We start from the raw sequence: 13,158 nt of genomic DNA on the forward strand, positions 1-13,158 counted from the left end.
TGAATAGTTTTCTTATTTTTGATGAAAACAACTCATGATTACCACGAACGATCTGCAGCTGGTCGCACACATTGTAACGGAAGGTTCGCTTACACGGGCGGCAGACAAGATGTACCTGACGCAGTCGGCGCTGAGCCATCAGTTGAAGGACCTGGAGAAAAGAGCGGGCCTGCCCATCTTTGAGCGGGTCAACAAAAAGCTGCTACTGACGCCGGCCGGCCGGAGGGTGATGGAGAGCGCCAACAAGATACTGCCGCAGCTGGCACGGCTGCAGGAAGATATACAGGCGTGCCGTAAAGGCAAATTGTATACCCTGCGTATCAGCACGGAATGTTATACCTGTTATCACTGGTTGCCGCAGGTGGTGAGTGAGCTGAAAGCGCTGCACCAGCAGGTGGAGATCAGCATTGTGGCTGCGGCCACCCAGAAGCCGTTGACCTGGCTGATGAACGGCGAACTGGACGTGGCCATCATCAGCGACAGCCGTCCGCCAGCCGGCGTGCATACGCATACCCTTTTTAACGACGAAGTGGTGGCTGTGCTGCCGCGTCGCCATCCTTTTGTCGGGCAAAAGAAATCGCTGGCAGCGGAGGATTTTGCCACGGAGCACCTGCTCACTTACGATATGGCCGAGGAAGCCGGCGCGCAGAACATGATGCGGGAATTTTTCCGGGCATCGCCTCCCAAAGACATCACCCGGCTGCAACTTACCGAAGCGATCGTTGAAATGATACATGCCGGTATGGGCGTTGGTGTATTTGCCACCTGGGCTATTGCGCCGTACCTTAAAAGCAGGGACCTCGTTACCCTGCCGCTGCAAACGCCGTTGCGGAAGCGGACCTGGAAAGCGGCGTGCCTCGACCGGCAAAATCCGCTGATACGGCATTTTGTGGAGCATATCCGGCAACATTTTAAACCCTCCCTTCAGAAACAGTCCAAATAATGTATTTTAGATATAAAAAGATGCGCTATCTGTATCTCCTCCTGCCGGGCCTTTTCGCGGCGAACGCCCTGCAAGCCCAGTCCGACACTGCCGGCGTGAAACAGACGATCGACAAAATGTTTACCGCCATGCATAACAGCGACAGCGTTTCGCTCCGGGAGTGCTTTTCCTCCAATGCCGTGTTCCAGACCATCGACGAGCACAAAGGGGGCACCTCCGTCAAAAATGTTTCCGTCGAACGTTTTTCCTCTGTCATTGCCGGTACGCCTAAAGGGGACCTGGAAGAACGTATTACCTATGGCCCGGTCCAAATAGACGACCGCCTCGCCTCCGTCTGGACGCCCTACCGGTTCTACCATCAGGGAAAGTTCCACCATTGCGGCGTCAATTCCTTTCAGCTGGTGAAGCAGGGAAAAGAATGGAAAATCCAGTACATCATTGATACCCGCCGTAAAGACAAGTGCGTGGAGGACGGCGCCGCTGCTCCGGCCCAATAAACCGATTGCGCCTTCGTGAGCCCCGGTAGACCTCCACCGGCCTCCCATCCTTTCTGAACGTTCCGCAACGGCTTCCTGTACTTCCACTCATCAAGGCCGGCAGCCGGCAATAAAAATTTAGGTAAGTAGTTACCATTATCTATAGGCACAGGTTAGCAATAATTCTATTTTTGCCCTAAAATCCCCAAATGAAAAGGTCATGTTTATTTACCTTTGTCCTGTTAATTTACGTTACCACTTACGCAAATATGGCATTCAGCCAGACTGGCAACGTGTTTTACAGCATTAAAGGAACATTCGCTACAACAGACAACACCCCGGCCAGGGACGTAGTGGTACAACTGTTACAGGCAGCCGATAAGAAGCTGGTCAAACTGGAATACACCGATGCGCAGGGTAACTTCTCCTTCGACCATCTGCCCGCAGGGCAATACCTGCTGGCAACACAGAGCATGGCATATACGCCGTGGCTGTCGGCGGCCCTTACGCTCAACAAACACCTGCAGCTGGGCACGCTCCGGCTGCAACCCACTACCACCACCCTGAAGGAAGCCACTGTCACCGCCACCAAACCATTCGTTCAGCAACAATATGATAAAACCACGCTCAACGTGGCTGGGTCGATATCGGCCGCAGGCAGCACCGCGCTGGAGGTGCTCGAAAAAGCGCCGGGCATCACCATTGACCAGAACGATAACATCGCTATGCGCGGCAGACAAGGCGTACAGGTGATGATGGACGGAAAACTGGTCCCCATGTCCGGACAGGAGCTGGCCAATTTGTTACGCAACCTCTCGGCCAGCCAGATAGAAAAGATCGACCTGATCACCAACCCGTCCGCACGGTATGACGCCGCCGGCAACGCCGGCATTATCGACATCCGGCTCCGCAAAGGCCATCAGAGCGGCACCAGCGGCAACGTATCACTCAGCTACGGACAGGGGATCTATCCTAAAATAAATCCCTCCGTTAATTTCAACAGCAAAGGCAAGAAGGTGAACTTCTTCGGTTCTTACAGTTATAACTACCGGGAGTTCATGAATGACCTCGACATTGAACGGCAGTTCTACAATGCAGCGGACAAGTATTCCGGAGGCATTAACTACGATAACTTTTTCAAGTTTGGTTTCAACAACCATAACGCCCGGCTCGGCGCTGACTATAACGTCTCCCCGGATATAACCATCGGCATAGTGGCCAATGGTATCTTTAACAGGGGAGATATCCGCTCTACCAGTGTGGCAGAGTCTTTCAACATTCAACAGCAGCCAACCGGTTCCTTTATCACCAAAGGAGACAACCATCCGCAACGCAACAACGGAAGCATCAACCTGAATTATAAACACAAACTGGACACCAGCGGGAAAGAGCTGTCGGTAGACCTGGACTATGCCCGTTTCGGCAACGACGAGCTGCAGAACTACCGGACGTCCTATTTCGATCTGCAGCAGAAGCCCACCAAACCGGACTACCGGCTGTTTGGCAACCTCTCGGGCGACCTGAGCATCAAATCCGTAAAAGCCGATTACTCCCAGCCCCTGAAAAGTATCGGCGCGCAGCTGGATGCCGGCATTAAAAGCAGTTGGGTAAAAGCGGACAACGATGTACAGTTTTATGACCGGAGCAGCGGAACGGACATCCTGGATACCGGCAAAAGCAACCGTTTTAAATATGATGAAAACATCAATGCCGCTTATCTCAACGCCTCAAAAAAATGGGCGCACCTGAGCGTACAGCTGGGCCTGCGGGTAGAAAACACCATTGCCAAAGGATTACAGGTCACCAATAAAGAAAGTTTTGACCGCAACTACACCCAGTTCTTTCCCAGCGGGTATGTGGGTTATATGTTTAACAAGAACCATGACCTGGGCGTGTCTCTGAGCCGCCGTATCAACCGGCCCTCCTACCGCGACCTGAACCCCTTCAAGGTATTTCTCGATCCGCTGACTTATTCTACCGGTAACCCCTATCTGAAACCGGAGATCACCAACGCTTTTGAGCTGACGCATACCTTTAAAGAGAAATACATCACCAAGATTGGCTTCAGCACGACCACCGATAATATCCTGACGGTGTTATCGCCGGACAAGGACCCCAACAGTGTCATTCAGACAGGTCACAACCTTGCGCGGTATAATTATTACAACCTCAGTTTCAGTGTACCCTTCTCCGTAGGAAAATGGCTGAACAGCAATAACGAAGCGCTGGCCTACTATGGAGAATACAAGGGAGACCTGGCCAATACCCGTCTGAATGCCAGCAGGGTTTCGTTTAACCTTAACAGTATCAACAGCATCACCCTCGATCCCAATACCAGCATGGAAGTAACGGCCACCTACAGCAGCCGTACCTACTATGGTTTCCTGGACGTAAAAGGCGTATGGTTTATGGGCATCGGCGCTCAGCGGCAGTTATGGAAAAAGAAAGCTTCCCTGAAGCTGAACCTCTCCGATGTGTTCTTTACCAACTATACCAACGCCGTCACCCGGTTGACCGGCTACGGCGAAACCTTTTTCCAGCGCAGGGATAGCCGGGTGCTGACGGTTACCTTCAATTACAAATTCGGCGGCAATGGTTCCGGCAGTGGCAACAGGAAGGCTGGCGGCGCCGAAGAAGAAAAACGCCGGGCCGGATAATTTTTGGTAAATTGGCTGCATGAACCTGGTGAACGAACTGGAGGAACTGGCACTGGCTACGCGGCTCAAAAGGCTCAGTGAGCGCCTGTCTCAGGACATAAGCAAAATATATAAAGAATCCGGGCTGGAGTTTGAAGCGCGGTGGTTCCTGGTATTGGAGCTGCTGGTGCGGCAAAAGCAGTTGAGCGTAACCGAAATATCCGAATCATTGCAGCTCACCCACCCTGCCGTGGTGCAGTTTACCGACCAGCTGCTGGCCCAGGGGTTGATTAAAACAACGCCTGACAACCGGGACAAACGTCGCCGGTTGATTTCCCTGTCGGCCGCCGGCAAACAGATGCACCGTAAAATCAGTCCCATGCTGGAAGTCATCCGGGAAGAAAACCGTAAATGGCTGGAGCAGGCCAGCGCCAACCTGTTGACTGTACTCGGGGAACTGGAAAAATCGCTGGATGAAAAGAGTATGTACAAGCGGGTAAAAATCAGCCTGCTGGAGCAATCTGACCAATAGTAGCGATGATAAAAAAGACGATGCCCGATCACTAACGGTGACCGGGCATCTGTATGAAAGAGGAATGTGTCAGCCTTTGGAAATCTTCACCATTTTATTGCCTTGTAATACGGTGGTACCGCTGCCGATAATTTTGATGTCCCCGAGGGTGGTATACAGGCTCATGGTGCCGGAGCGTAGCTTCATGGCATCCTGGGCTTTCTGCATGATATCTTCCGATGCTTCTTCCGTGATGTTGATTGCTTCCAACGTATAGGCGTTGCCAGCTTTGACCTTAACGTCTGTGCCGGCGGTGGTTTCCACGTTTTCTCCCGCGTCCACGGTTACACTTTCAGACGCTTTCAGGTTGATATTTTTCGCCGTCAGGTCGATGGTTTCCATGGCCGTGATATGGATATTTTTACCGGCCGTGTCCAGCTGGATGGTATTACCGCTTTTATCCGTGATAGTGATGCTTTCGGCGCCTTCCGTGTCATCGAGGCGGATGGTATGGCCGCTGCGGGTGCGGATGGCTTTGATATTATTCTGCGGGTCGCCGTAATCCGTTTTGGCGTCGCCGTTATAGGCCGTTCCCATTACGTAGGGGGCTTCCGGGTTACCATTTTCGAAACCTACCCATACCTCTTCTCCCAGTTCGGGCACGAAGTAAAACCCTTTGCCACTGCCGCCGTGGGGGGCTATTATGCGTATCCATGGCGTAGATCCCTGTTGCTGCCAGCGGAAGCGGGCGCGTATGCGGCCCAGTCCTTTCGGGTCGTTGTTGTCCGTTACGATAGCGCTTTGCGGCTCGCAGCCGGTCTGTGGCTCGAAGTCCACGCGGGGCATGGCCGTATCTGCCGGGATGGCTTCGAAGGTATTTTTATAAAGTCCGTTTTCTGTGCAGAGGTGTTCGAGGCGGGTGATCGTAAACCTTCCATGATTGGCCTGTCCGAACACGCTTTCATTGATGGAGATGATATCTCCGACGCGCAGGGCCGTATGCTGGCTGGTACCTTTCAGGAGCACCATCTGCGCCTGCCGGCCTTTTTTCTGCAGCAGGGTGAAGTCGTCCACCGTTTCCTTGGCAGCGCTGCTGAAGCCGTGGTTCAGTTTATGCAGGGAGGGTTTGCGGTAAAGTTTATCGCTGACATCCTGCATATGGGCGGTGTAGTTGTTCATTTGTCCCGCTGCCTGAGCGGAAGTTTCATTCTCCACTACCTGGTTCCGGCGATATTCGTATCCTGTGAAACGGGTATTATTAGGATGTACCTCGAGGCCCAGGTCGAAGTCGATCAGGTCTACCTGGTGCGTCAGGGATATTTCCTTCGGGGAATAGTTGCCGAAGACGATCTTCTGGCCGTCGTAGAAGTACCATTCGCCGTAGCGGGCCGCGAGGCGGCTGATAAAGTGGTGGGTACTTTCCTTGTACTGCACGATATATTTCAGCGGGTCGGTATTGGCCGGCTGAACGGCCGGTGCGCTGCCGTAAGGGCTTACTCCTTTCATGGCCTGCGATACGATTTCCCGGAGGGACTGCATTTCGAAGGTAGCGATATGGGGATCGTCTTCCAGCAGGATGGTAGGGCTGAAGCCTTTTATCACGCAGAAGCCGTGGGTGCCGTCGCTCTCTTTGCCGGCGTTAATGCCGGTGACCACTCCGTTGAACTGCAGGGGTTTCTGGGCTGCCGCCGCCTCTACGCCGGTGATGGTGATACTGATCTCCTTCCCCAGGAATTCCCTTCCGGCGGTAAACAGGCCTTTGCCCAGCTGTGACAGCCAGTCGTAACTGATCAGTATTTCAAAAGTATGGTGACCGTCGATGGTCTGGGACAGCTTCAGGGAATGGAAAGAAGAGAAGCGACTGTCGCCAATGGTGAAAGTGGTTCGGGTATATAAAGACATGTGCCGCGGTTTTTTAAAAGTTGATATGATTCAAAGCAGCTTATTTGTGTGCCAGCTGTCAACAAACAATCTGCAGGGTTAAGGCAAATATTTTGTCATAAAGGAATGGTTTAACAAAAACAGGTATTGCTTTGGAATCCTAAGATAAGGTTTTTCGGGAAACGACCATCACATTATACAAATATTGAATTCGTTTTGTTAATCCTTCTCTTTTTAGATCTGTTAAACAGAAAGATGCCCGCTAAAAAGGAAATTGCTGGTATCAATTTGATATTAAATGAATCATGATCCTGTATTCGAGTTTAGTGAGCATTTTGATGGGGAGTTCCTGCGAAGGATGTCAGGAGACAACATCAAAAACATTTTAGCCATCTTTGAGAAAGATTATAGTGTGGTATCTGACCTCATTAAAACCACCCAAACCTGTATGGAATTAGCCGACTGGATGGAAGCTGTGAGGAATATTCACCGGCTAAAGTCGGCCTTTTTTAACCTCAGAAACAAAGCGCTTTCCGAGGAATTACGTAAGCTGGAACACCGGATATTCCGGGCGGTCTTCCTTTCGTTACCGGATGATGAATCTGCCTTTTCCCCGGAGGCTAGCGATATTATCGCTTCCTTTCATCGCATGCAACTGGAAATATTAGCGCACCTGCCGATTATTCATGCTGAGATAGACCGAATGCACGTCTATCTTAGTCACCCGCAGCGTGGTCGCTAAACTATAATAATACTATGGAATTAATCAAAATATGTACTGCCACCATTGAAGGCATCACCTCCATTTTCCGGACCGTATATAACGCAATCAGCAAACGGAGGTCGTTCACACGCAGGATTAAAAGTGAACAGCAACAACAGGTCAGCAATTTTATCTTCAACCTGCACACCTCCAACATTACACAACTTGAAGAGGTCCTGCGAAAATATATCACGATTGTGCAGCGGACTAAAGACCAGCTACGGGTACACATCTATACATCACACAATATGAGCAGAAGTAAACAGCTGGCCGCACTCCACCAGCTGCGCGAAAAGTTGCTGGACCACTATGCGGACTACCGCACCCTGTTTGATAGTACTCCCTACGGTGGCCATGCCCATATCGTTAAACACGGATTGCTCAACGTTATTCTCAAACTCGAATCACTACAACCTTATAACCCGGAAGACCTGTTGGAAGCCATTAACCTTATCTCAGCCGACCAGGAACATCTTACCCGGGGTATATACCGGACCGTTTCTCAGCTGCAACAAAATCTTCAACAAGCTCATTCCTGATATGCGTTTACTTTGTTTTCATCCCGACAAGACGTCGATACCTTACAGTAGCTATGTTAAAAGTCTTAAAACCTATCCATTTACAACCGTCGTAGTGGATAACTACCATCTGCTAAAGCAAACAATAGCAATGGGACAATACGAAATCGTATTATTACCATGGAATAGCCGCTCATGGCTAGAAACAATGAAAATACGCCGTATTTCTTCTCTGCTTCGGCAATCTTCACCAATATGTTTTATTCTTCTTTACCGAAGTTCTTTATGTCTTATTTCAGACTTACTCAGGATGATTATGCCTATATCCAATAATTTTACTTTTAGCAAATCTATTCAACCAACCGCATTTTCAGTGTTAGTTCAGAAACTGTTCCTTCGTTGGCAACAACAGTTTGAGCTTATAGAGGCTGCCATCCAACATCGAAAGACCAGGCCAATCAAGGGGGTTGTGGCAGTAGGTTACGCTGCAGGGGAACTGATCAAGCTATCACTTTCAAAACTCAGTATTCACGTAACTCTTACCGAAGTATCAGTAAACTTCGAAAAACAATTCCTGCATGAACTTCCCGACTTTGTACTGTTACATTGCCACAACAGGAAGGGAGATAGTGATATTGTGATGGCAGCAACCCACACTATACGCAGATTACACCCCCGATGTCTTATTTATGTTACCTGTTCTTCCGCTGCATGGCCTCATTTTATTGACCGCTACCGGCTTCTTGAATTTTCCTTTGATGAACTACTGTTGACACCATTTACCACGGAGGAACTACAAGGAATGCTTTTTCGAGATTTATTTACCCGCCGCCGCTACCACCTCCCTCCCACCCACTCATAAAAAAGCCCCCATGCAAAGCATGAGGGCCACAATGTTCCAGTGAAATGCCGTGCTGTTACTTAGCGCCTGTCACGTTTACGTGTTTGATCGCCGAGCTGTCTCTTATTTCCTCACTGGCTACTTTGATAAGGGTATCATTCAGCGCGAGATCGCCGAAGATTTCTGTCTGCTCATCTGTTTTGCGGCCGGTCTTTACGGGTACCCATAAAGCCTTGCCGTTGACTACCTTAATAACGTACACGCCCTGGGTGGAATTGAGCACCGCTTTGGAGGGCACCACAAAAGCGCTGGCATGATTTCCCGAGAGCGGAATGGCCACTTCAGCCACCATGCCGGGCAGCAGCTGTTTGTTATCATTGATCACGTCCATTTCGATGCTCTGGGAACGCAGCCTTTCGTCGAGCGCGCCGGACAACCTGCTTACTTTGGCGGTAAACGTCTGGTTGAGCATGGACTTGGTAGTGAATTTCACTTCGCTGTTATTGTTCAGATAACTGTTGTACGCTTCCGGGATACTCACCACCAGACGCAGTTTCTTTTGTTCCTGCAGGGTAAAAATAGGCAGATCGGAGCCTTTGCCCGCCGGACCTACATAAGCGCCGGCGCTCACGTTCCTCCGGCTGATAACACCGCTGAAAGGCGCCCGTATCTCGAGGTAGTTACGGGTATCTCCCACTTCGCGGTAGGAAGCTTTGGCAGCCTCCAGCTGTGCGAGGTCTGACTTCTGCTTGGCATAAGCGATGTCCAGGTCGTTCTGGGACACGGTACCGGGCGTTTTGCTGGTTTCCAGCAGGCGGTCGTAGGTAGCTTTGCTGGAGAGATAGATGGCCTCCTGTGACTTGAGGCGTGACTCAGCGCCGGACAACTGGGAGTTCAGTTCCGGTGCTTCCATGGTCACCAGCAGCTGGCCGGCTTTCACTTCGCTGCCCACGTCCACGTACAGCTTTTTTACAAAGCTGCTCACCTTCGCGTACAGGTCTACCCGTTGAAAAGCCACCAATTCACCGGGAATTTTTATGGAAGTGGACAGTTGTCCCTGTTGCAAGGTAAAAGCTTCCAAAGCCGGTGCGGCCGCCGCACTGTCCTTGTGCTCCTTGTCGTCCTTCGCTTCTGTGGAGCTACAGCTCTGCAGGGCCATGGCAGACACACCAACGGATAAAAATATGAGGGCAAATTTTGATGCTGGTTTCATAAAATGATATTTATTTCCTGTGATTCTCATGGTAATATTTATGCTGACTGCTTTTTCCGGTTTATCCTTTCATGGGAATATAATGCTTACTTTCTTCATCTTCCGGATCGAGCGAAACACTCTGTGTAGTTGCTTTTCCTTGTCCCCATGCAAATACCAGCGGTAAAATGAACAGGGCGGCGAAAGTGGAAGCTACCAGTCCGCCGATAACGGCACGGCCCAGTGGCGACGACTGATCGCCGGCTTCGCCCAGCCCGCTGGCCATCGGTATCATACCCACCACCATCGCGAGGGCTGTCATGGCGATAGGGCGCATACGCAGCGCGGCAGCTTCTTTGGCGGATACCAGCGCGTTGCCGTTGGTCTTCCGGATCTGCTCCGCATTGGTGATCAGCAGTACCGCGTTCGAGATAGACACGCCCACTGACATGATCATTCCCATATAGGATTGCAGGTTCAGCGTGGAGCCGGTCATCATCAGCAGCGACAGCGATCCCAACAGTACGGCCGGTACGGTGGCCAATACGATGGCAGACACTTTGAATGACTGGAAATTGGCCGCCAGCATCAGGAAGATCACCACTACCGCTACCAGCAGACCGCTTTGCAGGCTGCCCAGGGTATCAATGAGGGTGCTGCTGAGACCAATCAGGTCCACGTTCAGTCCGCGCGGCAGCTCGCCGAAGGAGTCTATGGCTTTCTGCACATCTTTGGAGGCAGTGCCCAGGTCGGTGTTATTCAGGTTAGCCGTTACCGTTAACATGGGCATTGCCCCGAGGTTGTCATTCTCTCCGTAGGTGCTTTCGGGGGTAATAGTGGCCACGTCGCTCAGGATAGGCCTGGATGAATTTTTCAGCAAAGGTATTTCACCGATGTCATTCTGGGAAGCGAGTTTGCTTTCAGGTATCTGTACCTGTACGTTGTAGCTGATACCCGCTTTTTCATCCACCCATATATTTTTTTCTGTCAGACGGGAAGAAGAGGTACTGGCGATCAGCGACCGGGAGATGTCTCCCACGTCTACCCCCAGCTGCGCCGCTCTCACCCTGTCGATATTGATATTCAGCGCCGGATAGTTAACGGACTGGCCCAGTTGTACATCCCGCAGGTAAGGGATCTGTTTGAGCTTATCAATCATCTTCATGGCGTATTCCAGGTTCAGCTTTTTATTTCTGCCGGAGAAACGCACTTCTATCGGTGTGGGTGAGCCCTGGCTGAGGATCTTATCGGTCAGCTCAATCGGCTCGAAAGATAATTTCATCACCGGGTCGATCTGTTTTACGCGGTCGCGGATTTTATCTTTCAGCTCATCGAGGTTTACATGATAGTCCTCTTTCAGCGCCACCTGCAATACCGACTCCTGCGGACCGGCCATCCAGAGGAAGATAGGCGCGGTGGAGAACAGTTGCGGGTGCGTGCCGACGAAAGCGGACGTGATGGACACATTCTCTTTTCCGACGATATCATTCACGGCGTTGATCACCGCGATGGTTTTCTTTTCCGTTTGTTCGATGCGGGTACCGTCCGGCTGGCGGAGCCTTACCTGGAACTGGCCGCTGTTCACCTTCGGCAGTACGTCTCGGCCGATGATGTTCATCTGGAAGGCCACGATGAGCGCGCTGATGACGAGATAGGCCGTTACGATCACTTTGCGGTAAGGCATCATCCGGTCGATGAAGCGGAGGTAGCGCTGACGGATCTTTTCGAAACGGCTGACCTTTCCGTCACGGTTGCTGTCTTCCCTTTCCACGAGGGCTTTTTTCTGCTCCCAGGTATTGCCTTCATCATGGGAACTGAGGCCGGCTGCGGCGAACTCCTCTGCATCGGTCATCACAGCACCATCTTTTTTATGGTGATGTTTGGATTTCATGATCCAGTTGGCCATCACCGGCACAAACGTCTGCGCCAGGAAATAAGACACGACCATACTGAAGCCGATGGCCAGCGCCAGCGGGAGGAACAGTGAGCCGGGGATGCCGCCCATGGTAAATGCGGGGGCAAACACGGCGAGGATACAAAACAGGATGAGCAGTTTGGGGAAAGCGATTTCCTTACAGGCGTCCCAGATGGCGAGCGACTTGGGCTTGCCCAGGTCGAGGTGCTGGTGGATGTTCTCGATGGTCACCGTACTTTCGTCCACCAGGATACCGATGGCCAGTGCCAGCCCGCTCAGCGTCATGATGTTGATGGTCTGCCCGAACAGGCTCAGAAACAGGATGCCGGAGATGATGGAGGCAGGGATGGTCAGGATCACGATCAGCGCCCCGCGGGCATCACCGAGGAACAGCAATACCATCAGACCGGTAAGGATGGCGCCGATCGCTCCTTCAGACAACAGGCTTTTAACGGAATTGATCACATAGGTGGACTGGTCAAATTCATAACTCAGCTTCACATCTTCCGGCAGCTGGGCCTGAATCTTTGGCAGGGCTTTTTTCAGGTTCTGCACCACTTCCCAGGTGGAGGCGTCGGCCGCTTTGGCAATACTCACGTATACGGAGCGCTTGCCGTTGATCAGCGCGTAGCTGGTGCTCACATCCGCACCGTCTTCCACGGTGGCCACATCACGGAGATAGAGGTTCTGCACACCGCTTTTGAACAGCGGGATATCTTCAAAATCCCTGATGGTTTTGATAGTGGTATTGGCAGGTGTGAGATAGTTTTTATCACCGATACGCACGTTGCCGGAGGGCGCCGTCTGGTTGTTGAGCCGGAGGGCCTCCACCAGCTGGTCCGGTGTCATATTGTGAGAGCGCAGCAGCTCAGGATCTGCTTTGATCACCACGGTACGCATGTTACCACCGAAGGGGGTGGAACCTACCAGGCCGGGGATAGAGGTAAAGGAAGAACGCACGTATACGTTGGCCAGGTCGAGCAGTTCGTTGTTGCCTCGTTTATCGCTGCTGAGGACAAGTTGCCCTACCGGTAGCGTGGAGGCGTCGAAACGGATAATAAAAGGCGGGTTGGACCCGGGTGGAAAGATGGCCTGGATACGGTTGGAGAAGGCGCTCACTTCCGCGGCCGCCTGCGCCATATTGGTACCGGGATAGAAGTTGATTTTGATCAGTGTCAACCCCTGAATGTTCTTTGTTTCCACACTTTTCACCCCGTTCACGAACAGGAGGATATTGATATATTGTTTACCGAAAAAGGATTCCATCTGGGTGGAGGTGTATCCGCCAAATGGGTGTGAAAGATAGATCACCGGCATGTCCAGCTTCGGGAAGATATCAATTTTGATCGTGGTGACCGCTTTGATACCGAAGAAGAATAAGCCGGCAACCAGCACCATGATGGTGATTGGTTTACGAAGTGCGAAACGAATCAGGTTCATACTATCTGTTTAATGTCATTGTTCTGAGTGGCTGTCCGTTAC

The 13,158-nt window shown here is 51.5% G+C and carries 10 protein-coding genes; 7 read left to right on the forward strand and 3 right to left on the reverse strand.

Translation table 11 applies throughout. The annotated features are described in order from the left end of the window. Positions 1-34 precede the first annotated feature (34 nt). The 4 genes from HF324_RS19185 to HF324_RS19200 all read left to right on the forward strand — a co-directional run bounded on the left by HF324_RS19185 (position 35) and on the right by HF324_RS19200 (position 4,587). Complete coding sequence (locus HF324_RS19185; RefSeq protein ID WP_168804026.1) at positions 35-943, forward strand: LysR family transcriptional regulator; 909 nt, start codon at positions 35-37, stop codon at positions 941-943. A gap of 20 nt (positions 944-963) precedes the next feature. Beyond that, on the forward strand, positions 964-1,440 hold the full coding sequence (locus HF324_RS19190; RefSeq protein WP_168804027.1) for a hypothetical protein: 477 nt from the start codon (positions 964-966) through the stop codon (positions 1,438-1,440). Positions 1,441-1,688: 248 nt separating this feature from the next. After that, positions 1,689-4,076, forward strand: a complete 2,388-nt coding sequence (locus HF324_RS19195) for an outer membrane beta-barrel family protein (RefSeq protein WP_168804028.1) — start codon at positions 1,689-1,691, stop codon at positions 4,074-4,076. A gap of 19 nt (positions 4,077-4,095) precedes the next feature. Continuing rightward, positions 4,096-4,587: a MarR family winged helix-turn-helix transcriptional regulator gene (locus tag HF324_RS19200; protein ID WP_168804029.1), complete on the forward strand. Its 492-nt coding sequence runs from the start codon at positions 4,096-4,098 to the stop codon at positions 4,585-4,587. 69 nt (positions 4,588-4,656) lie between these two features. Here the strand turns inward: HF324_RS19200 and HF324_RS19205 are convergent, their stop codons facing one another. Beyond that, positions 4,657-6,468, reverse strand: coding sequence for a type VI secretion system Vgr family protein (locus HF324_RS19205; protein ID WP_168804030.1), 1,812 nt, complete (start codon positions 6,466-6,468; stop codon positions 4,657-4,659). A 277-nt stretch (positions 6,469-6,745) separates the two neighbouring features. Here HF324_RS19205 and HF324_RS19210 point away from each other — a divergent pair, with 277 nt between their 5' ends. The 3 genes from HF324_RS19210 to HF324_RS19220 all read left to right on the forward strand — a co-directional run bounded on the left by HF324_RS19210 (position 6,746) and on the right by HF324_RS19220 (position 8,590). Continuing rightward, positions 6,746-7,189, forward strand: a complete 444-nt coding sequence (locus HF324_RS19210; protein WP_168860554.1) for a hypothetical protein — start codon at positions 6,746-6,748, stop codon at positions 7,187-7,189. 14 nt (positions 7,190-7,203) lie between these two features. Continuing rightward, a complete protein-coding gene (locus HF324_RS19215; RefSeq protein ID WP_168860555.1) occupies positions 7,204-7,749 on the forward strand; it encodes a glycosyltransferase family protein in 546 nt (181 codons plus the stop codon). A gap of 130 nt (positions 7,750-7,879) precedes the next feature. Next, positions 7,880-8,590, forward strand: coding sequence for a hypothetical protein (locus HF324_RS19220; RefSeq protein ID WP_220101200.1), 711 nt, complete (start codon positions 7,880-7,882; stop codon positions 8,588-8,590). Between the two features lie 55 nt (positions 8,591-8,645). On the opposite strand, the gene HF324_RS19225 is transcribed toward HF324_RS19220, so the two are convergent. Beyond that, on the reverse strand, positions 8,646-9,782 hold the full coding sequence (locus tag HF324_RS19225) for an efflux RND transporter periplasmic adaptor subunit (RefSeq protein WP_246269594.1): 1,137 nt from the start codon (positions 9,780-9,782) through the stop codon (positions 8,646-8,648). Between the two features lie 61 nt (positions 9,783-9,843). Further along, positions 9,844-13,116, reverse strand: a complete 3,273-nt coding sequence (locus HF324_RS19230) for an efflux RND transporter permease subunit (RefSeq protein ID WP_168860557.1) — start codon at positions 13,114-13,116, stop codon at positions 9,844-9,846. Positions 13,117-13,158 lie beyond the last annotated feature (42 nt).

Origin of the sequence: Chitinophaga oryzae (assembly GCF_012516375.2) — a bacterium.
In the GTDB taxonomy this organism is placed as follows: Bacteria; Bacteroidota; Bacteroidia; order Chitinophagales; family Chitinophagaceae; genus Chitinophaga; species Chitinophaga oryzae.

What these genes read in the sequence shown, in the direction of transcription:
- HF324_RS19215 (WP_168860555.1), top strand. Translation starts at nt 7,204, where the DNA reads ATGGAATTAATCAAAATATGTACTGCCACCATTGAAGGCATCACCTCC.
- HF324_RS19195 (WP_168804028.1), top strand. Translation starts at nt 1,689, where the DNA reads ATGGCATTCAGCCAGACTGGCAACGTGTTTTACAGCATTAAAGGAACA.
- HF324_RS19190 (WP_168804027.1), top strand. Translation starts at nt 964, where the DNA reads ATGCGCTATCTGTATCTCCTCCTGCCGGGCCTTTTCGCGGCGAACGCC.
- HF324_RS19225 (WP_246269594.1), bottom strand. Translation starts at nt 9,782, where the DNA reads ATGAAACCAGCATCAAAATTTGCCCTCATATTTTTATCCGTTGGTGTG.
- HF324_RS19185 (WP_168804026.1), top strand. Translation starts at nt 35, where the DNA reads ATGATTACCACGAACGATCTGCAGCTGGTCGCACACATTGTAACGGAA.
- HF324_RS19210 (WP_168860554.1), top strand. Translation starts at nt 6,746, where the DNA reads ATGAATCATGATCCTGTATTCGAGTTTAGTGAGCATTTTGATGGGGAG.
- HF324_RS19220 (WP_220101200.1), top strand. Translation starts at nt 7,880, where the DNA reads ATGGGACAATACGAAATCGTATTATTACCATGGAATAGCCGCTCATGG.
- HF324_RS19205 (WP_168804030.1), bottom strand. Translation starts at nt 6,468, where the DNA reads ATGTCTTTATATACCCGAACCACTTTCACCATTGGCGACAGTCGCTTC.
- HF324_RS19200 (WP_168804029.1), top strand. Translation starts at nt 4,096, where the DNA reads ATGAACCTGGTGAACGAACTGGAGGAACTGGCACTGGCTACGCGGCTC.
- HF324_RS19230 (WP_168860557.1), bottom strand. Translation starts at nt 13,116, where the DNA reads ATGAACCTGATTCGTTTCGCACTTCGTAAACCAATCACCATCATGGTG.